The 23,571-nt window shown below is 73.0% G+C and carries 23 protein-coding genes; 4 read left to right on the top strand and 19 right to left on the bottom strand.

Features of this window, described 5'->3' with window-relative positions; genetic code table 11:
- Nucleotides 1–43 precede the first annotated feature (43 nt).
- The 3 genes from guaB to ABD194_RS03845 all read right to left on the bottom strand — a co-directional run bounded on the left by guaB (nt 44) and on the right by ABD194_RS03845 (nt 3,415).
- Nucleotides 44–1,561: an IMP dehydrogenase gene (gene guaB, locus ABD194_RS03855; protein ID WP_343987793.1), complete on the bottom strand. Its 1,518-nt coding sequence runs from the start codon at nt 1,559–1,561 to the stop codon at nt 44–46.
- Between the two features lie 97 nt (nt 1,562–1,658).
- On the bottom strand, nt 1,659–2,843 hold the full coding sequence (locus ABD194_RS03850) for a hypothetical protein (RefSeq protein WP_343987790.1): 1,185 nt from the start codon (nt 2,841–2,843) through the stop codon (nt 1,659–1,661).
- Nucleotides 2,840–3,415, bottom strand: coding sequence for a sigma-70 family RNA polymerase sigma factor (locus ABD194_RS03845; protein WP_343987787.1), 576 nt, complete (start codon nt 3,413–3,415; stop codon nt 2,840–2,842). Before ABD194_RS03845 ends, ABD194_RS03850 begins: the two co-directional genes overlap by 4 nt.
- Before the next feature lie 371 nt (nt 3,416–3,786).
- On the opposite strand from ABD194_RS03845, the gene ABD194_RS03840 reads away from it, so the two are divergent.
- Nucleotides 3,787–4,074: a WhiB family transcriptional regulator gene (locus ABD194_RS03840; protein ID WP_343987784.1), complete on the top strand. Its 288-nt coding sequence runs from the start codon at nt 3,787–3,789 to the stop codon at nt 4,072–4,074.
- 194 nt (nt 4,075–4,268) lie between these two features.
- Here the strand turns inward: ABD194_RS03840 and groL are convergent, their stop codons facing one another.
- Nucleotides 4,269–5,882 (bottom strand): chaperonin GroEL, encoded by a 1,614-nt coding sequence (gene groL, locus ABD194_RS03835; protein WP_343987781.1) that lies wholly within the window; start codon nt 5,880–5,882, stop codon nt 4,269–4,271.
- A 111-nt stretch (nt 5,883–5,993) separates the two neighbouring features.
- Complete coding sequence (gene groES, locus ABD194_RS03830) at nt 5,994–6,290, bottom strand: co-chaperone GroES (protein WP_142205984.1); 297 nt, start codon at nt 6,288–6,290, stop codon at nt 5,994–5,996.
- Between the two features lie 209 nt (nt 6,291–6,499).
- On the opposite strand from groES, the gene ABD194_RS03825 reads away from it, so the two are divergent.
- Complete coding sequence (locus ABD194_RS03825) at nt 6,500–7,741, top strand: class I SAM-dependent methyltransferase (RefSeq protein WP_343987777.1); 1,242 nt, start codon at nt 6,500–6,502, stop codon at nt 7,739–7,741.
- 199 nt (nt 7,742–7,940) lie between these two features.
- Here the strand turns inward: ABD194_RS03825 and ABD194_RS03820 are convergent, their stop codons facing one another.
- From ABD194_RS03820 to ABD194_RS03805, 4 genes are read right to left on the bottom strand one after another with little or no spacing between them, the layout of a single operon-like run.
- A complete protein-coding gene (locus ABD194_RS03820) occupies nt 7,941–8,429 on the bottom strand; it encodes an SRPBCC family protein (protein WP_343987774.1) in 489 nt (162 codons plus the stop codon).
- Nucleotides 8,422–8,754 carry a metalloregulator ArsR/SmtB family transcription factor gene (locus ABD194_RS03815; RefSeq protein ID WP_343987771.1) on the bottom strand — a complete coding sequence of 111 codons (333 nt, stop codon included), beginning with the start codon at nt 8,752–8,754 and terminating at the stop codon, nt 8,422–8,424. Before ABD194_RS03815 ends, ABD194_RS03820 begins: the two co-directional genes overlap by 8 nt.
- Nucleotides 8,755–8,803: 49 nt before the next feature.
- On the bottom strand, nt 8,804–9,634 hold the full coding sequence (locus ABD194_RS03810; protein ID WP_343987768.1) for a PfkB family carbohydrate kinase: 831 nt from the start codon (nt 9,632–9,634) through the stop codon (nt 8,804–8,806).
- The gene (locus tag ABD194_RS03805; protein ID WP_343987765.1) at nt 9,634–10,623 is read right to left on the bottom strand and encodes a nucleoside hydrolase; all 990 of its coding nucleotides are present in this window, start codon (nt 10,621–10,623) and stop codon (nt 9,634–9,636) included. The genes ABD194_RS03810 and ABD194_RS03805 overlap by 1 nt, the downstream gene beginning before the upstream one ends.
- 77 nt (nt 10,624–10,700) lie before the next feature.
- Here ABD194_RS03805 and ABD194_RS03800 point away from each other — a divergent pair, with 77 nt between their 5' ends.
- The gene (locus ABD194_RS03800; RefSeq protein WP_343987762.1) at nt 10,701–12,005 is read left to right on the top strand and encodes a glycoside hydrolase family 3 N-terminal domain-containing protein; all 1,305 of its coding nucleotides are present in this window, start codon (nt 10,701–10,703) and stop codon (nt 12,003–12,005) included.
- 230 nt (nt 12,006–12,235) lie between these two features.
- On the opposite strand, the gene tsaD is transcribed toward ABD194_RS03800, so the two are convergent.
- The 9 genes from tsaD to glmS form a co-directional block, all read right to left on the bottom strand.
- A complete protein-coding gene (gene tsaD / locus ABD194_RS03795) occupies nt 12,236–13,282 on the bottom strand; it encodes a tRNA (adenosine(37)-N6)-threonylcarbamoyltransferase complex transferase subunit TsaD (protein ID WP_343987759.1) in 1,047 nt (348 codons plus the stop codon).
- The gene (gene rimI, locus ABD194_RS03790; protein WP_343987756.1) at nt 13,279–13,776 is read right to left on the bottom strand and encodes a ribosomal protein S18-alanine N-acetyltransferase; all 498 of its coding nucleotides are present in this window, start codon (nt 13,774–13,776) and stop codon (nt 13,279–13,281) included. The genes tsaD and rimI overlap by 4 nt, the downstream gene beginning before the upstream one ends.
- Complete coding sequence (gene tsaB, locus ABD194_RS03785) at nt 13,773–14,486, bottom strand: tRNA (adenosine(37)-N6)-threonylcarbamoyltransferase complex dimerization subunit type 1 TsaB (protein ID WP_343987752.1); 714 nt, start codon at nt 14,484–14,486, stop codon at nt 13,773–13,775. The genes rimI and tsaB overlap by 4 nt, the downstream gene beginning before the upstream one ends.
- A gap of 136 nt (nt 14,487–14,622) precedes the next feature.
- Nucleotides 14,623–15,087: a tRNA (adenosine(37)-N6)-threonylcarbamoyltransferase complex ATPase subunit type 1 TsaE gene (tsaE, locus tag ABD194_RS03780; protein WP_343987749.1), complete on the bottom strand. Its 465-nt coding sequence runs from the start codon at nt 15,085–15,087 to the stop codon at nt 14,623–14,625.
- Between the two features lie 3 nt (nt 15,088–15,090).
- On the bottom strand, nt 15,091–16,356 hold the full coding sequence (locus ABD194_RS03775) for an alpha/beta fold hydrolase (protein ID WP_343987746.1): 1,266 nt from the start codon (nt 16,354–16,356) through the stop codon (nt 15,091–15,093).
- On the bottom strand, nt 16,353–17,573 hold the full coding sequence (alr, locus tag ABD194_RS03770) for an alanine racemase (RefSeq protein ID WP_343987742.1): 1,221 nt from the start codon (nt 17,571–17,573) through the stop codon (nt 16,353–16,355). Before alr ends, ABD194_RS03775 begins: the two co-directional genes overlap by 4 nt.
- Before the next feature lie 70 nt (nt 17,574–17,643).
- Entirely contained in the window at nt 17,644–19,233 is a 1,590-nt protein-coding gene (locus tag ABD194_RS03765; RefSeq protein WP_425579936.1) for a bifunctional ADP-dependent NAD(P)H-hydrate dehydratase/NAD(P)H-hydrate epimerase, read from the bottom strand.
- Nucleotides 19,233–19,583 carry a holo-ACP synthase gene (locus ABD194_RS03760; RefSeq protein WP_343987735.1) on the bottom strand — a complete coding sequence of 117 codons (351 nt, stop codon included), beginning with the start codon at nt 19,581–19,583 and terminating at the stop codon, nt 19,233–19,235. The genes ABD194_RS03765 and ABD194_RS03760 overlap by 1 nt, the downstream gene beginning before the upstream one ends.
- Before the next feature lies 1 nt (nt 19,584).
- The gene (gene glmS, locus ABD194_RS03755; RefSeq protein WP_343987732.1) at nt 19,585–21,444 is read right to left on the bottom strand and encodes a glutamine--fructose-6-phosphate transaminase (isomerizing); all 1,860 of its coding nucleotides are present in this window, start codon (nt 21,442–21,444) and stop codon (nt 19,585–19,587) included.
- Between the two features lie 63 nt (nt 21,445–21,507).
- Here glmS and coaA point away from each other — a divergent pair, with 63 nt between their 5' ends.
- Nucleotides 21,508–22,518 (top strand): type I pantothenate kinase, encoded by a 1,011-nt coding sequence (gene coaA / locus ABD194_RS03750; RefSeq protein WP_343987729.1) that lies wholly within the window; start codon nt 21,508–21,510, stop codon nt 22,516–22,518.
- A gap of 69 nt (nt 22,519–22,587) precedes the next feature.
- Here coaA and ABD194_RS03745 read toward each other — a convergent pair whose 3' ends face one another.
- Nucleotides 22,588–23,466 carry an aggregation-promoting factor C-terminal-like domain-containing protein gene (locus tag ABD194_RS03745; protein WP_343987726.1) on the bottom strand — a complete coding sequence of 293 codons (879 nt, stop codon included), beginning with the start codon at nt 23,464–23,466 and terminating at the stop codon, nt 22,588–22,590.
- Nucleotides 23,467–23,571: the final 105 nt, after the last annotated feature.

Below are 23,571 nucleotides of genomic sequence, written 5' to 3'. Positions count from 1 at the left end.
GCATACGTGCTCGGGTGGTGTCGTGCCGAAGGGGCGGGCCGGGTCAGCCGACCGTGTAGTTGGGGGCCTCGACGATGCCCTGGACGTCGTGCGGGTGGCTCTCCTTGAGCGAGGCGGAGGTGATGCGCACGAACTGGCCCTTGTCCTGCAGCTCGGGGATCGAGCGGGCGCCGACGTAGAACATCGACTGCCGCAGGCCGCCGAGCATCTGGTGGGCGACGGCCGACAGCGGACCGCGGTAGGCCACGCGGCCCTCGATGCCCTCGGGCACGATCATGTCGTCCGACTCGACCTCGGCCTGGAAGTAGCGGTCCTTGGAGTAGGACTTCTTGCCGCGGCTGCTCATCGCGCCGAGCGAGCCCATGCCGCGGTAGGTCTTGAACTGCTTGCCCGCGACGAAGATGAGGTCGCCCGGGCTCTCCTCGCAGCCGGCGAGGAGCGAGCCGACCATGACGGAGTCGGCGCCGGCGACGATGGCCTTGGCGATGTCGCCGGAGTACTGCAGGCCGCCGTCGGCGATGACGGGAACCCCGGCCGGCTTGCAGGCCTCGGCTGCGGCGTGGACGGCCGTGATCTGGGGCGCGCCGACACCGGTGACGATGCGGGTCGTGCAGATCGAGCCGGGACCCACGCCGACCTTGACCGCGTCGGCGCCGGCATCGACGAACGCCTGCGCGCCCTCGCGCGTCGCGACGTTGCCGCCGATGACCTGCACGTGTCGCGTGGCGGGGTCGTTCTTGAGGCGCTGGACCATCTCGATGAGCAGGCGCACGTGGCCGTGGGCGGTGTCGGCGACGAGGACGTCGACGCCGGCCTCGATCAGGGTGGTCGCGCGCTCCCACGAGTCGCCGAAGTAGCCGATCGCGGCGCCGACCATGAGGCGGCCGTCGGCGTCGTTGCTCGCGTCGGGGAACTGCTCGCCCTTGACGAAGTCCTTGACCGTGATGAGGCCGGCCAGGTGACCCTCGGCGTCGACGATCGGCAGGCGCTCGCGCTTGTGCTGGCGCAGCAGTGCGGTGGCCTCCTCGCGGCTGATGCCGACCGGGCCGGTGATGAGCGGCATCGGCGTCATGACGTCGCGCACGAGCGTCGTGGCCCACTCGGCCACGGGGGTGAACCGAAGGTCGCGGTTGGTCACCATGCCGATGAGCTTCTTGTCCTCGCCGATGACGGGCAGGCCGGAGACGCGGTACTCGCCGCAGATGGCGTCGAGCTCCTCGAGGGTGCGGTCGGGACCGATGGTGATCGGGTTGGAGATCATTCCGGTCTGGGTGCGCTTGACGAGGTCGACCTGGTAGGCCTGGTCCTGGATGGAGAGATTGCGGTGGAGCACGCCGAGGCCGCCCTGGCGCGCCATCGCGATGGCCATCCGCGCCTCGGTGACGGTGTCCATGGCCGCGGAGATGAGCGGGGAGCGGATCGACAGCTCGCGCGTCAGGCGCGTCGTGGTGTCGATGTCGCTCGGGGCGAGGTCGCTGTAGCCGGGCAGGAGCAGGACGTCGTCGTACGTCAGGCCCATCGGGGCGAAAGCAGCGGGCACGTCAGACGATCCGAGGCTCATTGCGCGATTCTACGGGCTGGCGCGAGCGGGCCCGAACCGACCGTCGTCCGGGACGGGCGCCCGGGGACGCCGGCGCTCCCCCGGGGAGCCGGGCCGCTCAGGGCGCAGTGGCGCCCGTGATGATGTCCGCGGGGCTGGTCGTGTCCGCGGGGTTCGTGGTGTACGCCGAGCTGGTCGTGTCGGCCGGGACCGTGGGGTTCGCGAGGCCCGTCCTGGTCGGCGTGGCGGGCGGCTTGCCCCCGGTGACCGAGGGCTTGGCCGGGCTGGTGGACGGCTTGCCCGCGTCGGTGGACGGCTTGCCGGCCGTGGGCGCGCTGGTCGCGATCGGCTGGGGCACGGTCGGCGTCTGCGCGAGCGCCGACGTCTTGGGCGCAGCCACCGACGGGGCGGGGGCAGCCGTGGGGGTCGGGGCAGGCGCTGAGGGCCCGGTCAGGGTGGCCGTCGTGTTGGTGCGGCCCTTGCCACCGGTGGTGCCGGTGTTCTTGCCCCTGCTGCTCGGGTCGCCCTGCTCGCCCGTGGTCGGCTTCTTCGCGGTGCTGCCTGCGGACGGCGTGGCGGGTCGGCCGGCGCCCGCCGCGGCAGAGCCCTCGTCGTCGTGCTCGGTGCCCGGAGTGCCAGGAGTGCTGGGAGTGACCGGAGTGACGGTGCCGGACTCCAGATCCGCTCTACCCTCGTGGTCGTCAGACTGCTCGAGGTCCGAGCGGCCCTGCTCTCCGTCCACGTGCTCGGTGTCGTCCCCTTGCGCGCCGTCGTCCTGGTCGCCCGCGACCTCCCGGGCCGCGCCGGCCTCGTCGGCACCCGCCGCAGCCTTGACGTCGGCAGCGGGAAGGGTGGCGGCCACGAGGGCGGCCGGCAGCAGCACGATCGCTCCGTCGCTCCGCCGGGTCAGGACGAGGCCCTTGGCGCCGGTGGTGCCGATGGCCCGGGGCAGGCCGAGACGTGAGAGCAGCGCGCTGGGGGCGTCACTGCGTGCCGCGACCTGCATCTGCTGGACGATGCGGGCGCGCTCCTCGCTGCTGGGCCCGTGGTGGGGCAGCGTGACCGCCGCCGCGACACCGGCGCCGGAGGCCGCGATGGCCAGGGCGGCGAAGGCGCCGAGGTAGCGATGCCTGCGCCCCTTCCCGCGACGTGTCGGGCGTGCGGGCAGCGGGCTGTCGGCGTGCGCGGCGAAGGCCGCGAGCAGTCCGGCGACGGGCTCGGGGCCCGCCTCGCCGCGCGCACCCAGCCGGTCGAGCAGCAGGTCGTCGGCGACGAGGTCGCTCATGGGGGTGAGGTCAGTCATGCGACGTCCCCCTTCTCGTTCTCGGCGATCATCGCGCGCAGCTTGGTCAGCCCCCGGTGCTGCGCCACGCGTACGGCCCCGGTGGACATCCCGAGTGCGGCAGCGGTCTCGTCGGTGCTCATCCCCACGGCGACGCGGAGCGTGAGGATCTCGCGCTGCTGGGCCGGCAGCCGCCGCATGAGCGTCATCGCCGTTGCGGCGTCGTCGCGCATCACGGCCACGGACTCCGGGGACGGGGCCTCGTCCGGCCCGTCGGGGAGGTCGGCGACAGGAGCCGGACCACGCATGGCCGCGCGCTGGGCGTCGACGAGCTTGCGGGAGGTGATCGTGTAGACGAACGCCTCGAAGGGCAGGCCGCGCTCCTGGTAGGTCGGCAGTGCGGCCACGACAGCCATGCACACCTCCTGAGCGACGTCCTGGGCAGTGTCCTCGGCCCCGAAGCGGCCGAGCCGGACGCGGCAGTACCTGACCGCCATGTCGCGAATGCGAGCCAGCAGCACGTCACGAGCCTGCGGGTCGGAACCGGCCAGTGCCGCGAGCTCACGCAGCGACGGAGCGTCCACCCGCTCCATCGCACCGACGGCACCGGGCGTTACGCCTGCCCCCGTCGCCCCCCCGAGACCCATCTGGTCCTCGTCCCCCGAACTCGTTGTCAGTGCGGGCGACACTGCTCTCACCGCCCTCGGCGCTCGCTGCGAGCGGGCCCATGCTAGTGCCGAACCCCTCCGACAGGGACCGACCGGATGTGTACAACCGGGCGGAAACCCCCACCGAGAAGAGCATGCCATCGAGATGGCAATTCTTGAACAAGTCCTTAAGATTCCGCTCTTTATCCGTGATCGAGTACGCGGTTAGCGTCGGTTCCGCGACCAGCGAATCCCCTTTTCCACCCAGTTGGCCGCTACGCCGCGCGGGCTTCCCCGCCCCACCGAGAGACGAGTTCATGGCCGAGATCACCCGCCTCCCCGGACCGGTAGCCGACCTGTGGGACTGGCAGCTGGACGGGGCCTGCCGAGGCGTCAGCCCCGAGGTCTTCTTCCACCCCGAGGGCGAGCGGGGCCCCCGCCGCCGCAACCGCGACGCGCAGGCCAAGGCCGTCTGCGCCGCCTGTCCCGTGGTCACCCAGTGCCGCTCGCACGCCCTCGAAGTCCGCGAGCCCTACGGGGTGTGGGGCGGGCTGACCGAGGCCGAGCGCGAGGTGCTCTACGACGTGATCCAGCAGGCCTCCTGACCGAGACCCACGCGTCAGGCCGCCGGCTCTTCTCCACGGGAGGCCGTCGGCGACCACCAGGTCCGGCACGGGTCCTTCTGCACCGCAACACGCCACGGTGGTGCGGGACCGGACGAGCGAGGGCCGCTCCCCGTCGGGGAGCGGCCCTCGTCGTACGTCGGGCGTGTGCCGCCCGATGAGAACTACAGCGTGGCTCAGTGACCGTGGCCGTGGCCGTGGCCGCCGGCCTCGGCCTCCTCCTCGGGCTTGTCCACGACGAGCGTGTCGGTCGTGAGGATCATCGAGGCGATGGACTCGGCGTTGCGCAGCGCCGAGCGCGTCACCTTCACCGGGTCGATGACACCGGCACCGATGAGGTCGCCGTACTCGCCGGTCGCCGCGTTGAGGCCCTGGCCCAGCTCGAGCTCGGCGACCTTCGAGGTCACGACGTAGCCCTGGAGGCCGGCGTTCTCGGCGATCCAGCGCAGCGGCTCGGCGACGGCCTTGCGCACGATGGACGCACCGGTCGCCTCGTCACCCGAGAGCTCGAGCGCGTCGATGGCCGTGGCGGCGTGGATGAGCGCGGTGCCGCCACCGGCGACGATGCCCTCCTCGATCGCGGCGCGCGTCGCGGAGATCGCGTCCTCGATGCGGTGCTTCTTCTCCTTGAGCTCGACCTCGGTGTGGGCACCGACCTTGATGACGCAGACGCCACCGGCGAGCTTGGCGAGGCGCTCCTGAAGCTTCTCGCGGTCCCAGTCGGAGTCGGTGCGCTCGATCTCGGCCTTGATCTGGTGGACGCGGCCTGCGACCTCGCCCTCCTCGCCGGCACCGTCGATGATCGTGGTGTTGTCCTTGGTGAGGACCACGCGGCGGGCCTGGCCGAGGACCGTCAGGTCGGCCTGGTCGAGGCTGAGCCCGACCTCGGGGGCGATGACCTGGCCACCGGTGAGGATGGCGATGTCCTGCAGCATGGCCTTGCGGCGGTCGCCGAAGCCGGGGGCCTTGACGGCGGCCACGTTGAAGGTGCCGCGGATCTTGTTGACGACCAGCGTCGAGAGGGCCTCGCCGTCGACGTCCTCGGCGATGATGAGCAGCGGCTTGCCGGACTGCACGACCTTCTCGAGGACCGGGAGCACCTCGGCGACCGAGGAGATCTTGCCCTGGTTGATGAGCACGTAGGCGTCCTCGAGGACGGTCTCCATGCGCTCGGTGTCGGTGACGAAGTACGCCGAGAGGTAGCCCTTGTCGAACTGCATGCCCTCGGTGAACTCGAGCTCGGTCGCCGTCGTCGAGGACTCCTCGACGGTGATGACGCCGTCCTTGCCGACCTTGTCGAAGGCCTCGCCGATGAGGCCGCCCAGGGTGGCGTCCTGCGCGGAGAGCGTCGCGACGGACGCGATCTCGTCCTTGCCGTCGACCTCGCGGGCGTTGTCGAGCAGGCGGTCGTTGACCGCGGTGACGGCCTTGTCCATGCCGCGCTTCAGGGCGGCGGGGGCGGCCCCGGCGGCGACGTTGCGCAGGCCCTCCTTGACCATGGCCTGGGCGAGCACGGTCGCGGTCGTCGTGCCGTCACCGGCGACGTCGTTGGTCTTGGTGGCGACCTCCTTGGCGAGCTGCGCGCCGAGGTTCTCGTAGGGGTCCTCGAGCTCGATCTCGCGAGCGATGGTGACGCCGTCGTTCGTGATCGTGGGGGCGCCCCACTTCTTGTCGATGACGACGTTGCGGCCCTTCGGGCCGAGCGTCACCTTGACGGCGTTGGCGAGCGCGTCGACGCCGCGCTCGAGCGACTTGCGGGCGGAGTCGTCGAACTCCAGCTGCTTGGCCATGGTGTTCCTTTGGCTCGGGTTGCTTGGGTTGCTGTGCTTGGCGGAAACGAGACGCACCCCGGGGAGACCCCAGCGGGGCTCACCGGGGTGCGGTCACGGCATACGGCTGGGTCAGCCGACGATCGCGAGGACGTCGCGAGCGGAGAGGATCAGGAACTCCTCGCCGCCGTGCTTGACCTCGGTGCCGCCGTACTTGCTGAAGATGACCTTGTCGCCGACCTTGACGTCGAGCGGCACGCGCTCGGTGCCGTTCTCGCTGAAGCGGCCGGGGCCCACGGCGACGACCTCGCCCTCCTGGGGCTTCTCCTTGGCCGTGTCCGGGATGACGAGGCCGGAGGCAGTGGTCTGCTCGGCCTCGAGGGACTTGACGACGATGCGGTCTTCGAGCGGCTTGATGGAAACCGACACGGTGGTGACCTTCCCTTCGGGACAGTCGGAAAACTGACGACGGACTGTGGGCTCTTCGAGGCTGGCCGCCGTCGCGGGGGTCGGCCTCCCTCGAGGAGGGCGTTGGCACTTTCGGGTCGAGAGTGCCAACAAGATGAAATCTAGGTTTGTCGTTAGCACTCGGTCAAGTCGAGTGCCAACACTCGTCACGCCGCTGGCAGGATGGCCCCATGGACGCCGCGATGGTCGACCGCCTCGCCGCGGGTGAGGGGTGGGCACTGCTCCAGTCGCTGCCTCCCTACGACGAGGCCAGCTCGCTGCAGCTGCAGCGCCGGCTGCGCGAGGCAGGCTTCGACGCGGGCCTCGTCGCCGCCGCGATGACGCAGTCGCGGCTGAGGGCGCGCGCGACCGAGAAGTTCGGCGACTTCGCCGCCGGCATGCTCTTCACGCCCGACGGGCTCGAGCAGTCGACGCGCCTCGCGATCGCGGCGCGCCATGCCCACCGGTACGCCGCCGCGGGGGTTCGCGAGGTCCACGACCTCGGGTGCGGGCTGGGCGCCGACGCCATGGCGTTCGCCGGGCTCGACCTCGCCGTCCGCGCCGTCGACGCCGACGACGCGACGGCGCGCATCGCGGCGGTCAACCTGCGCCATTGGCCGACCGCGCACGTGCGCCACGCCCTCGCCGAGGACGTACGCCTCCCCCCAGGCGAGGCGGCACGTCATGTCGGAGTGTGGCTCGACCCGGCCCGGCGGGTCAGCGGCGTCGCCGACGCCCGCGGCCGCACCAAGCGGGTCTTCTCCCTCGACGCGATCTCGCCGCCGTGGTCGCGGGTGCTCGCCTTCGCCGACGAGGTGCCGGCCACCGGCGCGAAGCTCTCCCCCGCGTTCCCGCACGGCTCGGTGCCGCGCGGCGCCGAGGCGCAGTGGACCTCGTGGCACGGTGAGGTGCTCGAGTGCGCGGTCTGGTGGGGACCGCTCGTGGCCACGCCGGGGCGGACAGCGGCTGTCTGCACCGACTCCTCCACGTCGGTGGTCTCCGAGGACGACGCAGCGGAGGGGATGCTCGAGCCGTCCCTCCGCTCGGTCGGCGAGATCGGCGAGTGGCTCTACGAGCCGGACCGGGCCGTGATCCGCGCCGGCCTGACCGGCGCGCTCGTGTCGGCGGTCGACGGCGCCGAGCTCGCCTCCGGCGTGGGCTACGTGTCGAGCAGCCTGGCGCGTGAGCTGCCGTGGGCGCGGCGCTTCCGCGTCCTCGAGGCGATGCCGCTGTCGACGAAGCGCCTCGCCCGCTGGCTGCGCGACCAGGGACACGACCGGGTCACCATCAAGAAGCGTGGCGTCACGCTCGACGCCGACGTGCTGCGCCGGCAGCTGAAGATGACCGGTCGCGGCAAGGGCGGCTCCGAGGCGACCCTCGTGCTGAGCCGCGTCGGCGGCAGCCAGGTCGCCCTCGTCGTCAGCCCGGCTTGAATCTCGCCGCGCCGCCGAACCGCCGCTGATCCCGGCGCCGATGCCGCTCCCGGCAGCGGCCCGTCCGCGCTCGCGACGGGCTCCTCGTACGCGTTCTGTCACTGCCGAGGCCACCGAACGCGTACGCGAGTTGTCTTTCGACTCGGTTGCGAACGATGCGCGGAGGCCGGATCCCTACGAGGCGCGCGGGGTCAGGGCGTCATTCTCCGGCGGCGTAGCGGGCGTTCAGGGCGCTCCAGGTGGTGTCCCAGTCCGGCAGGGGGTCGCCTGCGAGGTCGGCCTCGAGGCGGCGGACGTAGGTGTCCCAGCCCGCGGCATACCCGGGAGCCTGGGCGGGGTTGAGGCGTTCGTGGCGCAGGACGAGCCGGGCTCCGTCGCCGTCGGCCGAAACCTCGGCGGTCACGAGGGTGGCGACGCCACCGACCGGCCACTCCCAGGCGAGCCGTCGCGGCGGCTCGCAGGAGAGCACTCGGCACTGCGGGGTGTCGGCGTCGTCGAAGTGGATCGTGAAGGCGCCGCCTTCGCACAGGTCGCCCGAGACGGGGGCGAACCAGCGGGCGAGCCGCTCCTGGTCGGTGCAGGCCTGCCACAGGTCGGCGGGCGTCGTCGCGTAGTGCCGGTCGAAGACCACCGTCACCGTGTCTCCCGCCTGCTCGATGCGGCCCAGCACGTTCGTCAGCTCAGTCATCCCTGCTCCTTCGCCTGACCCGCTGCCCGCGGGCGATCTCGGTGTCGAGGGCATCGAGGCGCTGCCCCCAGAACGTGCGCACGTCGCGGCACCACTGCTCGACGTCGTCGAGGGCGCTGGGCGCCAGCCGGTAGACGCGACGTTGACCCAGGGCCTGCGCCTCGACGACGCCGGCCTCGCGGAGAACCCGCAGGTGCCTCGAGACGCCCGGGCGAGCCGTGTCGAACAGGGCGGCCACCTGGCCTGCCGTCAGCTCCTCGCACGCGAGGTGCTCGACGATGGCACGCCGCGTCGGGTCGGACAGCGCCTCCCAGGTACCGGTCACCATCCCATCGTAACGTCTGGGTTACGTAACGCGCCAGGTACGCGTTCGGTCAGAACCGCGCATCCGGCTGCGCGCCGACCCAGCGCACGGCGTCGGCGCCGGCGGCGTTGGCGGCTGTGAGGGCGGCCCGGGGATCCGCCCCGTCGGCCAGTGCCGCGGCGAGCGCCCCGCAGAACGCGTCGCCGGCACCGACCGTGTCACCGAGGTCGCGCTTCGCGACGGGTATGCCGTCGACACCCTCCACCCCCCACCGCGCGCCGGCCGCCCCGAAGGTCACGAGCAGCGACTGCGGGACGAGCGCCGAGTCGGCGAGGGCCCGCATCTCGGACTCGTTGACCACGACGGGGTCGGCCAGGGCGATCACGTCGGGCGGCAGGGCCGCATACGGCGCGAGGTTGAGCACGACCCGGGCGCCGGCCGCGTGGGCGGCCCGCGCGGCGTCGGCCATGGTGTCCAGGTGCACCTCGAGCGAGCACAGGAGCACGTCGCCGGGCCCGAGACCACGCGCCCGCTGCACGAGGGCAGGGTCGCGGTCCCCGTTGGCCCCGGCCACGACGATGATGGAGTTCTCGCCGTGCTCGTCGACGGTGATGTAGGCGGTGCCCGTCGGCGACCCGCCACTCACCGCCACCCCGCCCGTGTCGACCCCGAGCGCGGCCAGGCGGTCGAGGTAGGCGTGGCCGGGTCCGTCGTCACCCACCCGCGCGAGCATCACCACATCGGCGCCCGCGCGGGCTGCGGCAGCGGCCTGGTTGCCGCCCTTGCCCCCGGCGAACATGCCCCCGGCCTCACCGAGCAGGGTCTCCCCGGGCAGCGGGTGCCGCTCGACCAGGGTGACGACGTCGACGTTGAGCGAGCCGAGCACGACCACGCGGCCCATCAGCGCTCCCCCAGCCGGCCGAGCAGGGTGTCGGCCCACAGCGCGGCATAGCGCGGGCCGTCGACCTCGAGGGCAACCTCGATGCGCACCGGCGCCTCGCCGTGCGGGTCGTGCGCCAGGTCGCCGCTCCAGCCGCGGCGGTCGACGATGGTGCGCCCCCGCGACCACGTGCCCGCGAGCTCGACGCGCAACGGCAGCGTCTCGGTCTTCAGCCCGGCCCGGTCGACGACCGCGCACACGGCACCGGCGTCGCCGATCGTCGAGGCGTCCCGCCCGAAGCGCTTGCTCTGGAACGCAATCAGGCGGCCACCCAGCTCGGCCGGGCCCCGACCACCGACTGCGAGCAGCTCGTCGACGACCTCGGCCGCGACGACCGGTCCGTAGAAGACGTCGAGGCCGTACATCGTCACCGGGATGCCGAGGTCGGCTGCCGCATCCAGGGTGACGGCGGCCGCCTCAGGGTCGTGGAAGACGTTGAACTCGGCCGAGGCGGTGGCGTTGCCGACGTTCGCGGCGCCGCCCATGAACACGATCTCCGAGATGCCCTGTGCGGCGTCGGGATACGTGCGCAGCAACAGCGCGATGTTCGTCAGCGGGGCGAGAGGCACGAGCGTGACGGGGCGCTCGGACTCGGCGGCCTCACGGCACACGTCCCGCAGCAGCTCGACGGCGTGGCGCCGGTCGGCGGTCGTCGCGGCCGGTCCCCAGCCGAGGTCGGCCATGCCGTCGTCGCCGTGGACGTGGCGTGCGTTCACCGGCGCCTCGAGCAGCGGGCGCTCCGCCCCGCGCGCCACCGGCACGTCGGGGCGCCCGGCCGTCTCGAGGACGAGCAGGGTGTTGCGCACCACGTCGTCGACGCAGGCGTTGCCACCGACGCAAGAGACGGCGCGCAGGTCGAGAGCAGGGTGCAGGGCCGCGAGGAGCAGGGCGCACGCGTCGTCGACTCCGGTGTCGACGTCGAGCACGACCGGGGTGGGTTGGGTCGTCACATCCGCAACGTACCGGGTGGGCGGCTGCTTTCTGAGGGGCAGAGTGCTGGTCGACCCCAGCGGGATAGGCTCGAACGATGCCCCAGAGCCCCACCAGACGCGGTCGCCCCTCCACGCTGACGGCTGCGGTCCTGGCTGCCGCCGCCACGTCGCTCGCTGCGGCGTGCACCTCGGCCCCTGCGCCCGGCGCCTCCTCGTCGGGCGCGACAGCCCGACCTTCGACGACGCAGGCGCCCACGACCCCCCGGAGCTCCACGCCCACCGCCACGACGCCCGCCACGACACCCGTCACGGGCCGCACGACGACCAGCACGCCCGCCACCCCGACCTCGTGCGCCCCGGCCATCGTCGCCCGCATGAGCGCCGACGAGCGCGCCGGCCAGCTGCTCATGGTGGGTCTGGGAAGTGGCACGAGCCGCACGAGCCTGGACGCGCTCGTGGCCCGCCGCCACCTCGGCGGCGTGATCCTCCTCGGTGGCTGGACCGCCGGCCTCGACGCGGTGCGCGCGACGACGCGCCACCTCGCCGGTCTCGCTTCGACGGCCGACACGGCAGGCCTCGGGCTGCTCCTCGCTGCCGACCAGGAGGGCGGCGCCGTGCAGCAGCTGCGCGGAGACGGCTTCAGCCGTATGCCGTCCGCCCGCGTCCAGGACCAGGGCTCCCCCGCCGGGCTCACCGCCGACGCGACCCGCTGGGCCGCGCAGCTGCGCGCGGCCGGCATCAACGTCAACCTCGCGCCCGTCGCCGACACGGTGCCCACCTCGATCGGCCGCGCCAACGGACCGATCGGGCAGTACGACCGGCAGTACTCCAGCAATCCGGATCGGGTCTCCCGGATGGTCAGCGCGTTCATCGCCGGCATGCGCGCCGGCGGCGTCGCCGCGACCGTCAAGCACTTCCCCGGGATCGGCCGGATCACCGGCAACACCGACGTCACGGCCCGCGGCATCACCGACGGCACGACCACGGTGAACGACCCCTACCTCGAGCCGTTCCGCACCGGCATCCAGGACGGCGTCGAGCTCGTCATGGTGGGCTCGGCCATCTACAGCCGCATCGACGCCGGCACCAACGCCGTCTTCTCCAAGGCGATCGTCACCGACCTCCTGCGCGACCGGCTCTCCTACGACGGCGTGGCGATCACCGACGACGTCGGAGCCGCCAGGGCCGTGGCGGCCGTGCCGGTCGGTGAGCGCGCCACCCGCTTCATCGAGGCCGGCGGCGACATCACCCTCACGGCCCGTCCCAGCACCGTCCCCGCCATGCACGACGCCATCACCACCAAGGCCAGGACCGACCCCGCGTTCGCCAGACAGGTCGCAGCCGCCACCACCCGAGTCGTCGACCTGAAGCTCAGGATGGGCCTCGCCCACTGCCCCTGACCGACAAAGACGGCACTGAACCCGAAACCGCGCCATGGCGCACTTCGGTGGGTTGCCGGGACAGAGGAGGGCAGCTGTCCGGCTGCGCGGCATCGGCGGCGGCCGGGTGATGCTGGGAGGTGGCGTGCCGGCATACGGCCGCTGACGCTCATGCCGCGCGGGCGGTCGGGTGCCCGACGAACCCACGCCGCGCGGGCGGTCAGGTGCCCGACGAGAACACGCCCAAGGCCCTACGCCTGGACGAGAGTGACCGGCATGGAGGAGTCAGTGGGCAGACCGAGGTCGCTCGGCTCGCGCCCCTTCGCCACCATCTGCGCCCCCAGCGTCGCGACCATGGCCCCGTTGTCGGTGCACAGCCCGGGGCGCGGGACACGCAACGTCACGCCGGCCTTCTCGCACCGCTCCTGGGCGAGGGCGCGCAGCCGGGAGTTGGCGGCAACGCCTCCGCCGATGAGCAGGTGGTCGACGTCGTGCTCCTTGCAGGCGAGCAGCGCCTTGCGGGTGAGCACGTCGACGACGGCCTCCTGGAAGCTCGCGGCGACGTCAGCGACCGGCACGCTCTCACCGGCGCGCTGGCGGGTCTCGACCCACCGTGACACGGCGGTCTTGAGGCCCGAGAAGGAGAAGTCGAAGCGGTGGCGTTCGAGGTCACGTCCCGTGGTGAGGCCGCGGGGGAAGTCGATGGCGACCCGGTTGCCCTCTCGCGCAGCGCGATCCACGTGCGGCCCGCCCGGGAAGGGCAGGCCGAGGACCCGGGCCACCTTGTCGAACGCCTCGCCGGCCGCGTCGTCCATCGTGGAGCCGAGCGAGCGCACGTCGTTGGTGACGTCGGGGACCAGCAGGAGTGAGGAGTGTCCCCCGGAGACGAGCATCGCCATGGTCGGCTCGGGCAGCGGACCATGCTCGACGATGTCCACAGCCACGTGAGAGGCCAGGTGGTTGACCCCGTAGAGCGGCTTGCCGAGGGCCAGGGCCAGCGCCTTGGCGGAGGCGACGCCGACGAGGAGGGCGCCGGCGAGCCCGGGGCCGGAGGTGACGGAGATGGCGTCGAGGTCGCGCAGGGCCACACCCGCATCGCGGCAGGCGCGCTCGATCGTCGGGACCATCGCCTCGAGGTGCGCGCGGCTGGCCACCTCCGGCACGACGCCGCCGAAGCGCGCGTGCTCGTCGACGCTGCTGGCGACCGTGTCGACGAGCAGCGTCTGCCCGCGGACGATGCCGACACCGGTCTCGTCGCAGGAGGTCTCGATGCCGAGGACGAGGGGCTCGTCGCTCATGCGTCTCCCTTCGTGAGGAGCAGGCGCATGACGAGCGCGTCCACGTCCCCGGGTTGGTAGTAGCGGCGGCGCACCGAGATGACCTCGAAGCCCGCCCGGTCGTAGAGGCGGCGGGCGGCGTCGTTGTCGGCGCGCACCTCGAGGAGCACCGCGTCGACCGCCCTCTCGGTCGCCCGGCGGACGAGCTCGGCGAGCAGCAGCCGCCCGAGGCCGCGGCCCTGGTGGGCGGGTGCGACGGCGATGGTCATGACGTCGGCCACGTCGCCCGCGACGTCGAGACCGGCATACCCGGCGATGGTCCCGTCGGGCGCCGTCGCGACGACGTACTCGCGCCGGGGTCGGGCGGCCAGCTCGGCCCACCACGTCCGCTCCGACCAGGCGTCGTCGGCGAAGAGGTGCAGCTCGAGCTCGGCGAGGTGGGCCAGGTCGGTCCACTCGAGCTCGCGCAGCACGACGTGCGCGCCGGGCTGCGCCCGCGTCTCGGAGGCTCTCATCCGAGGGTCGACTTCGCCGACGTCGGCGCGGGCGAGACGTCGGGGCGCCGCAGGTAGAGCGGCTCCAGGCCGTCGAAGCCGTGGCCGGGGTCGACGTGCTGCAGCTCGCCGTCCCCCGCGCACGGGCGCTCGCCCAGCCGGCGCACGGCCAGGTCGGCGAGCGCGCCGCCGCTCACGTCGAGCGGCGGGAGGGCGTGCGGGAGGGCGTCGGCGTAGAGCGCCGGGCCGCGCCCGGCGGTGGGCAGTGCCCGCAGCTCCTCGGGAAGCTCCGCGGCTCGCGAGACCACGGGGTCGCTCGCGCGCTGGGCCCGCTCGTCGCCGAGGACGTACGCGGCCGCATACACCTCCTTGCGGCGGGCGTCGGTCGCGACGAGCAGGTCGCCACGCTGACCGGCCAGCCACGCCTCGTGCGCGATGGCGTCGAGGCTGGTCAGTCCGCGCACCGGCACGCCCGTCGCGAAGGCGAAGGTGCGCGCGGTGACGATGCCGACCCGGAGGCCGGTGAACGGGCCGGGCCCGATGCCCACGACCACGTCGGTGACGTCGCCGGGTGCGGCGCCGACCTCGGCCAGCGCGCGACCGATCCCGGGCGCCAGGTGCTCGGCGTGCGCCCGCGCGTCGAGGGTGGTGGCCTCCGCGACGACCGAGGTGCCGTCGTGCAGGCCGACGGTGATGGCGGTCGTGGAGGTGTCGATCGCGAGCAGGAGCACGACGGTCAGGCTATCCGAGCACGTGCCGGCGCCCGGAACCCGAGGGGTGGGGTCGTATGCCGTCCCGTTTCACCGCGATGGAGTGCGGGCGTGGTCGGTCGGCCGGGTTCCACCCCACGACCGAGCCGGGTGCTGCTCAGTGGACGGGCGCGACGGCCTCGAGGACGGCGTCCCAGCGGGCGCCCACCCCGACGAGGCGTGCCGTGCGCACGTCGTCGCCGACGATCGTCAGCTCGAGGCGCGCGTCGCTGAGCTGCTCGGCGAGCCCGGCTCCCCACTCGACGACCGTGACGCTCTCGTCGAGGTCCGCGTCGAGGCCGAGGTCGTCGAGCTCGAGGGCCGAGCCGAGCCGGTAGGCGTCGACGTGCACCAGCGCCGGGCCACCGACGAGCGACGGGTGCACCCGCGCGATGACGAACGTCGGCGAGGTGATCGGGCCGCGCACCCCGAGGCCCTCGGCGATGCCCTGCGTCAACGTGGTCTTTCCGGCGCCGAGGTCGCCGGTGAGCACGAGGACGTCACCGCCGCGCAGCAGGGCGCCGAGCCGCCGACCGAAGTCCTGGGTGTCGTCGGTGGTGACCCACCGGACCTCACGCTGCACGGGTCACGCCCCCCTGGGACGCGCGGACCTCGAGCGGCCCGACCTGCCGCGGCGCGCGCGTGCCAGCTCGGCTGCCTCCTTCTCCAGGCGCTTGAGGCGGCGGTTCTTCGCGACGTCGGTGACGACGCGGCGTACGTGCGGCTGCCGCGCCACGTCGAGCTGCTCGACCCGGGCGCGGGCCGACTGGTCGACGAGCTGGACGAGATGGGCGTCGAGCAGGTCGGGGTGCTCGAGCATGATCACGTGGCCGGCGTCGTTGACGACGATGTGCTCCGCGCCCGGGATGCCCTCGACGATGAGCTCGCTGTGCGCCGGCGGGGTGAGGATGTCCTCGCGACCGTTGAAGACGAGGACGACGGCGTGCTGGAACTCCAGCAGCGCGGGCCGCTTGTCGAAGCCGTCGAAGGTCTGGAGGTAGTCGTTGACGACGTCGAGCGGGGTGCTGAGGAGCATGTCGGCGGTGTAGCGCACGACCGAGCGCGGTACCGGGGAGGCGAACGAGTTCTGCTCGACGAGGAAGTCCTCGAAGTCGCGGGCCACCCTTCTCACCCGCTTCACCAGCTCCGGCCGCTCGGCCAGCGACGCGAGGAAGCCGGGCCCCAGGCGCTCGAGCATCAGGCGGCCGAACGTCGCGACCCGGCCGCCGTTGGCGAGCATGAGCCCGCCGGCGCTCGTGGCGATGAACCCCGCGCCGACGACCCGCTCGACGACGAACTCGCTTCGCTGCTCGCCCAGCGCGAGCATCGTCATGCCGCCCATCGAGTGGCCGACGAGCACGATGTCACCCTCCGGCACGAGCTGTTGGAGCACCTGGTGCAGGTCCTCGCCGAGCCGCTCGATGGTGTAGCTGTCCTTCTCACCACGGCCGGAACGCCCGTGGCCGCGCTGGTCCCAGCTGACGACGCGGTAGCCGGCGGCCTTGAGCGCGCGCCGCTGGTAGACCCAGCAGCGCAGGCTGAGGCAGTAGCCGTGCGTGAGCACCACGGTGGGCAGCTCCTCCGGGCGCCCGTGGAGGGTGGCGCCCTCGGCTGCCGCGCGCGCCGCCTCGGCAGCCGGCAGGTCGACCTCGGCGTGCAGGGTGACGCCGTCGTCCGTGAGCACGACGTGCTCCTCGTCGGGGGTGATGTCGAGCAGCTCCGGCGTCTCGAGCGCCTCCATCGCGGCTCGGTGCTTGCCGGCCCGGTCAGCGGCGATGCCGGCCGCCACACCGGCGGCCACGCCGAGCGTGGCGGCCGCGATCCCGAGGACGGGGTTGCGGCGCGGGCTCACTCGCCGGCCTCCGCGCCGCCCACGTAGAGCCTCGGGACCCGGGCACCGAGCCGGGTGACGATCTCGTAGCTGATGGTGTCGGTGGCGTCGGCCCAGTCCTGGGCCGTCGGCTCCCCCGGTGCGCCGCCGAACAGGGTCACGACGTCTCCCGCGCGGGCTCGCGAGCCGGGACCGAGGTCGAGGACGAATTGGTCCATGCAGACACGACCGGCAATGGTCGTGCGACGGCCGTCGGCGAGCACGGGGCCGACGTTGCTGGCGTTGCGGGGCACGCCGTCGGCATACCCCGCGGGGACGAGGCCGACCACCGTGTCGACCTCGGGCGCGTAGGCGTGTCCGTAGCTGATGCCCTGGCCGGCCGGCAGGGCCTTGACGAGGGCCAGGCGTGCACGGAGCGTCATCACGGGCCGCAGCCCGAAGTCGTCGTCCACCTGCGGGACGGGAGTCAGGCCGTAGATGGCGATGCCGGGACGCACGAGGTCTGCGTGGGCCGACGGGTGCACGAGGGTGGCCGCGGAGTTGGCGAGGTGTCGCACCTCGAGGCGCAGGCCGGCGCGCTCGGCCTCGGCGACCGCCTCGAAGAAGCGGTCCTGCTGGGCGAGCACGGTGGGGTGCTCGGGGGCGTCGGCGAAGGCGAAGTGGGTCCACGCCCCGACCACGCGGACGGACCCGTCGGCCTCGAGCTCCCCGGCGTGCTGGACGAGGACCGACCAGTCGGCGCCGTAGGCGCCTCCGCGACCGAGCCCGGTGTCGACCTTGAGGTGGACGCGTGCCGTGCGGCCGACGGCCGAGGCTGCCGCGGCGATCTCGTCGAGCACCCACGGCGCGGACGCGGAGAGGTCGATGTCGCGGGAGATGGCGCCGGCGAAGTCGGACCCCGGCACGCTGAGCCAGGTCAGCACGCGAGTCGTGATGCCGGCGTCGCGCAGCGCGAAGGCCTCGGCGAACTGCGCGGTGCCGAGCCACGTCGCCCCGCCGCGCAGGGCTGCGTGGGCGACGGGCAGCAGGCCGTGGCCGTAGGCGTCGGCCTTGACGACCGCCATGAGCTCGGACGAGGGCGCCAGCGCCCGGAGGGTGCGCACGTTGTGCTCGAGGGCGGCGAGGTCGATCTCGGCCCAGACGGTCAGGCCGCGGGTCTGCGGCTCGTCGCGGACCGTGACCCCCTCGCTCGTGGGCACGGTCGTCCGCCCGGCGTCGGGGACGTCGATCTGGCTCATGCGTGCAGTCTCGCAGTTCGTCGGGCTGGTCCGGGAACGGGGCTCGGCGGCCGAGAAGCCGCCGGCCGGCTCAGGCCGGAGCGGACCGTCCACGAGCCAGCAGGTCGCGCACCGTGGGGCGTATGCCGTGGGCGACCGCGAGCGCTCGCAGCGGGCCACCACCGGAGGCGCGGTCGGCCGAGACGCCGTGGACCAGGGCGCCGAGCGATGCGGCGTCGTGCGGCGAGAGGCCTGCGGCGAGCAGGGAGCCGATGACGCCGGAGAGCACGTCGCCGGCGCCCGCCGTCGCGAGCCAGGGCGGCGCATCGGCCTGGGAGCGGACGGGCTCCCCCTCCGTGACGACGAGCGTCGTGGCGCCCTTGAGCAGCACGGTGGCTCCGGTCAGGGCGGCCAGCCGACGGGCGTGGCGCAGCGGGTCGGCCTTCACGTCGGCGGCGGTGACCTCGGTGCCAGCGTCTGCGGGACCACTCAGGGGACCTCCGGCCCCGGGCGTGCCTGCTGCGGCCCCCGAACCGCCCTGAGTCCGGTCATCGGTCCCCGCGGGGGCGCTCTCGAGGCGGGTGAGCAGCCGGGCCAGCTCACCGGCGTGCGGCGTCAGGACCGTGGGAGCGGCGCGCCGGCCCTCGACGAGGGCGAGGCCGCCCGCGTCGACGATCGCCGGCAGGTCGCTCGCGAGCGCCTCGCGCGCCGCGGCGAGCTGGGCCCTCGCCTCGGCGGTGTCGGCCTCGGTGTCGAGCCCGGGGCCGACGACCCACGCCTGCACGCGGCCCTGCCCCACGACGGCCTCGGGCACCGCCTGGTGGACCAGGGCGACGGGCGTCGGTGTGCCGACGTAGCGCAGCATGCCGACGCCGGCCTCGGCAGCCGCGGTCGAGCACAGCACCGCGGCCCCCGGGTAGGCCTCGCTGCCGGCCACCACGCCGAGGACCCCGCGCGAGTACTTGTCGTCGCCCCGGTCGGGGACGGGCCACATCCTCGCGACGTCGTCCCACGTCAACCGCTCGACGGTGGCCGGTACGTCGTCGACCTCGATGCCGATGTCGACCACCGTGAGCCGCCCGGTCGCAGCCTCGCCCGCAGGCAGCAGGTGCACCGGCTTGGGAGTGCCGAAGGTGACGGTCTCGTCGGCCCACACCGCGTCGTCCTCGCCCGCCTCGCCCGCGGGGTCGAGGCCGCTCGCGAGGTCCACGGCGATGACCCACGCGTCGTCGTCGATGGCGTCGACGAGGCGGGCCGCCTCGGGGCGCAGGCCCGGCTGACCACCGATGCCGACGATGCCGTCGAGCACCAGGTCGGCCTCCGCGGTCGCCTCCACCGCGTCCTGCGCGTCGTCCGCGGCGACGTGCACCACGGCGCCCGCGGACTCCGCCGCCTGCAGGCCCGCGGCGTGCACGCCCGAGCGGCCTGCGGACGGGACCAGCACCACCGCGCTGGCGAAGCCCGACTCGGCGAGCTGCGCGATGGCATACAGGGTGTCACCGCCGTTGTTGCCGGCGCCGACGAGGCCGACGACGGTGGTGCCCTCGACGTCGGTGAGGCGTGCGGCCGCCACCTCGGCCAGGCCGTGCGCGGCCCGTGACATCAGCTCGCCCTCCGGCAGCTTCGCCATGGCCGCAGCCTCGGCGGTCCTCACCGACTCGACGGAATGTGCCCGGATCATCAGCCCTCCGCGATGACGATTGCCGACGCGACACCCGCGTCGTGGGACAGGGACAGGTGGAAGGAGTCCACCCCCAGGTCGTCGGCGCGGGCCAGGACCGTGCCGCCGATCTCGAGGAAGGGGCGGCCGTCGTCGTTGGTCACCACGCGGGCGTCTGTCCAGTGCAGGCCGACGGGGGCGCCGAGCGACTTGGCCAGCGCCTCCTTGGCGGCGAAGCGTGCGGCGAGCGAGGCGATGCCGAGGTGGCGCTCCTCGACGGTGAAGAGGCGCTCGCGCAGCGCCGGGGTGCGCTCGAGCGTCGACTCGAAGCGCGCGATGTCGACGACGTCGATCCCGACCCCGACGATCACGTCACTCGACCGTGACCGACTTGGCGAGGTTGCGCGGCTGGTCGACGTCGAGGCCCTTGGCCGTGGACAGCCACAGCGCGAAGACCTGGAGCGGCACGACCGTGAGGAGCGGCGCGAGCAGCGGGGAGGTCGCGGGCACCCGGATCACCTCGTCGGCGAACGGCTCGACCGCCTCGTCGCCCTCCTCGGCGATGACGAGGGTGCGGGCGCCGCGGGCGCGGATCTCCTGGATGTTGCTGACGACCTTGCCGTGCAGCCCGTGCTCGCTCGTCGGCGACGGCACGACGACGAAGACCGGCTGGCCGGGCTCGATGAGCGCGATGGGCCCGTGCTTGAGCTCACCCGCGGCAAAGCCCTCGGCGTGGATGTAGGCGAGCTCCTTGAGCTTGAGCGCGCCCTCCATCGCGACCGGGTAGCCGACGTGCCGGCCGAGGAAGAGCACCGAGCGGGTGTCGGCCATGAAGCCGGCGATCTCCTTGACGCGGTCCATCCGTCCGAGCAGCGTCTCGATCTTGCCCGGCACCTGGGCGAGCTCCTTCATGACCGACTGCGCGTCGTCGGCGAAGGAGCCGCCCCGTAGCTGCGCGAGGTAGAGGCCGAGGACGTAGCAGGCGGTGATCTGGGCGAGGAACGCCTTCGTCGAGGCGACAGCGATCTCGGGGCCCGCGTGCGTGTAGAGCACGGCGTCGGACTCGCGCGGGATCGTCGAGCCGTGGGTGTTGCACACCGACACCGTGATGGCGCCCAGCTCGCGGGCGTGCTTGACGGCCATGAGGGTGTCCATGGTCTCGCCGGACTGGCTGATCGAGACGACGAGCGTGCGCTCGTTCACGATGGGGTCGCAGTAGCGGAACTCGTGCGCGAGGGCCACCTCGACGGGGATGCGCGTCCAGTGCTCGATGGCGTACTTGGCGACCATGCCGGCATAGGCGGCGGTGCCGCACGCGACGATGGTGATGCGGTCGACGGCCTTGAGCTGCTCCTCGGAGATGCTCATCTCGTCGAGCACCAGACGACCGTCGGCGTCGGTGCGGCCGAGCAGCGTGTCGGCCACGGCGTGCGGCTGGTCGTGGATCTCCTTCTCCATGAAGGTCGCGTAGCCGCCCTTCTCGGCGGCGGCGGCGTCCCACGTGACCTCGTACGCCTTGCCCTCCGCGGGCGTGCCGTCGAAGTTGATGACGGAGGCCCCGTCGGGCGTGATGGTGACGATCTGGTCCTGGGCGAGCTCGAGCGCGTGGCGCGTGTGCCCGATGAAGGCGGCGACGTCGGATCCGAGGTAGTTGGCGTCGTCACCGAGGCCGACGACGAGCGGGCTGTTGCGACGCGCCCCGACGACGACGCCCGGCTGGTCGGCGTGGATCGCGAGGAGCGTGAAGGCGCCCTCGAGGTGGGCGACGACGGCCCGCATGGCCGCGGTCAGGTCGTGCTCGCGCTCGTAGGCGGCGGCGACCAGGTGGGCGACGACCTCGGTGTCGGTCTCGCTCGTGAAGACGACACCGTCGGCCAGCAGGCCCTGCTTAAGGGCGTGGAAGTTCTCGATGATGCCGTTGTGGATCAGGGCCAGCTTGCCGTCGCGACCACCGCGGTGCGGGTGCGCGTTCTGGTCGGTGGGGCCGCCGTGGGTGGCCCAGCGGGTGTGGCCGATGCCGGTCGTCGACGCGGGCAGCGGGTCGGCCTCGAGCTCGGCGACGAGGTTGGCGAGCTTGCCGGACTTCTTGCGGGTCTCGACGTGGTCGCCGTCGACCAGCGCCACCCCGGCCGAGTCGTAGCCGCGGTACTCGAGACGGGCCAGACCCTCCATGACGACGTCGAGCGCCGTCGCGTCGCTCGAGCGGCCGACGTATCCCACGATTCCACACATGGAGAGCAGCCTAAGGGAACGCGCGCGGGGGCAACGCCACGCACGGGGGCCGCGTCCGCAACAATGGCGCACGTGTCGGAGCCATCCACCGGAACCGGCGGGAGCGGCGTCGAAGTCACCATCGGCAGCAACGGCGCCGCCATCCCGTCCCCCTACATCGAGCTGGACCGGGCAGCCTGGTCCCGGTTGCGCGAGAACCATCCGCTGAACCTCGACGACGCCGACCTCGCGCGGCTGCGCGGTCTCGGCGACCCCGTCGACCTCCAGGAGGTCGAGGAGGTCTACCTCCCGCTCTCGCGCCTGCTCAACTTCTACGTCGGCGCGACGCGCCAGCTGCACCAGGTGACCAGCGGGTTCCTCGGCGAGCGCCCGGCACGGACCCCCTTCGTCATCGGCGTGGCCGGCTCGGTGGCGGTGGGCAAGTCCACGACGGCCCGCGTCCTGCGCGAGATGCTGGCCCGCTGGCCCGACACGCCGCGCGTCGCCCTGGTGACGACCGACGGCTTCCTCTTCCCTAACGCCGAGCTCGAGCGTCGCGGCATCCTGCACCGCAAGGGCTTCCCGGAGTCGTACGACCGGCGGGCCCTGCTGCGCTTCGTGGCCGAGATCAAGTCGGGCCGGGCCGAGGTGACGGCGCCGGTCTACTCGCACCTGTCCTACGACATCGTCCCCGGTGAGCGCATCGCCGTGCGCCAGCCCGACGTGCTCATCGTCGAGGGCCTCAACGTGCTGCAGGCGCCCGAGAACCACCCGGTCCGCGGCACCGGCCTGGCCGTCAGCGACTTCTTCGACTTCTCCGTCTACGTCGACGCCTGGGTCGACGACGTGCGCAAGTGGTACGTCGAGCGCTTCCTGCGGCTGCGGGAGACGGCCTTCTCCGACCCCGACTCCTACTTCCACCGTTACGCGGTGCTCTCCGACGCCGAGGCCGAGGCGACCGCCAACCGCATCTGGCGCGAGATCAACGGCCCCAACCTCGTCGAGAACATCCTGCCGACGCGCTCACGCGCGACGCTCGTGCTGTCCAAGGGCGAGAACCACGCGGTCCGCCGCGTCCGCCTGCGCAAGATCTGAACGCACGTATGCCGTGGGGCGGGCTCCGGTCGGAGCCCGCCCCACGGCATACGTCGTCTTCGGGTGTGGTCAGTACCAGTGCGGCGAGCGCGCCTGCCACGTGGACCAGGCGTTGCACGGGTTGCCGTAGGACATCTCGATGTACCAGAGACCCCACTTGATCTGGGTCAGCGGGTTGGTGCGGTAGTCCGCGCCGAACTGGGACATCTTGCTCGCCGGGAGCGACTGCGGGATGCCGTAGGCGCCGGAGCTCGCGTTCTCGGCGGACCAGCGCCAGTCGCTCTCGCCGTTCCAGAGGTTGACCAGGCAGTTGTACTGGGCGTCGCTCGACCACCCGTGGTCGACCATCAGGATGCGGGCCGCGGACTGCGGGTCCTTCAGGGCGTTGTCGATGACGCGCTGGCGCTCCTTGTCGCGGGCCGCCTTGGCCGCGGCCGCGCGGGCCTGCTCGGCCTGCTTGGCGGCCGCGAGCTTCTGCTTGGCCTCGAGCTCCTTCGCGGTGCGCGCCCCGGTCGCGGCGAGGGCGGTGCGGCGCTCGTTGCGGGACACGGACGCGGCCGCCCGATAGGTCGTGTCGACGGTGGAGGCTCGGGCGAGCTCGTCGGTCTGCGCCACGACGCCGTTGCCGACGACGAAGGCTGCGGTGTCGGCGCCCATCAGGTCGTTGGCCTTGGCGTAGGCGAACCCGGAGGCGCCGAGGCCGAGGGCGAGGGCACCGGCCAGCACGGGCCGGCCGAAGTGCCGCTTGCGGTGGGCGTTCTTGCCGCGGCGTGCGCTGCTCGTGGAGCCGGCGCCGCGGGCATGGCCGAGGGGGTGGCCGCCGCTCGACGCCTGCTCGTGGGTGTGACCCGAGCTCCTGCCGGACTGCGCCATGGGGGTCGCGAGGTCGGAGCGGGGAGCGGTCGAGGGGGCCGGTGCGCTGCGGTGCCGGCCTTCATACCGTGCCATGGACAGAACTCACGCCTTCCTGGGTATAGGGAGTCCGGCGCGAGGACGCGTAGGCGGTGGCCGCCCGAGATTGCGCCAGACGTGGCAGGAGACCCTGGCGGCAGC

The organism is Terrabacter terrae (assembly GCF_039529575.1).
Classification (GTDB): domain Bacteria; phylum Actinomycetota; class Actinomycetes; order Actinomycetales; family Dermatophilaceae; genus Terrabacter; species Terrabacter terrae.
The sequence above is the reverse complement of the archived record's forward strand: the minus strand, read 5'-3'. Positions and strand labels throughout refer to the sequence as shown.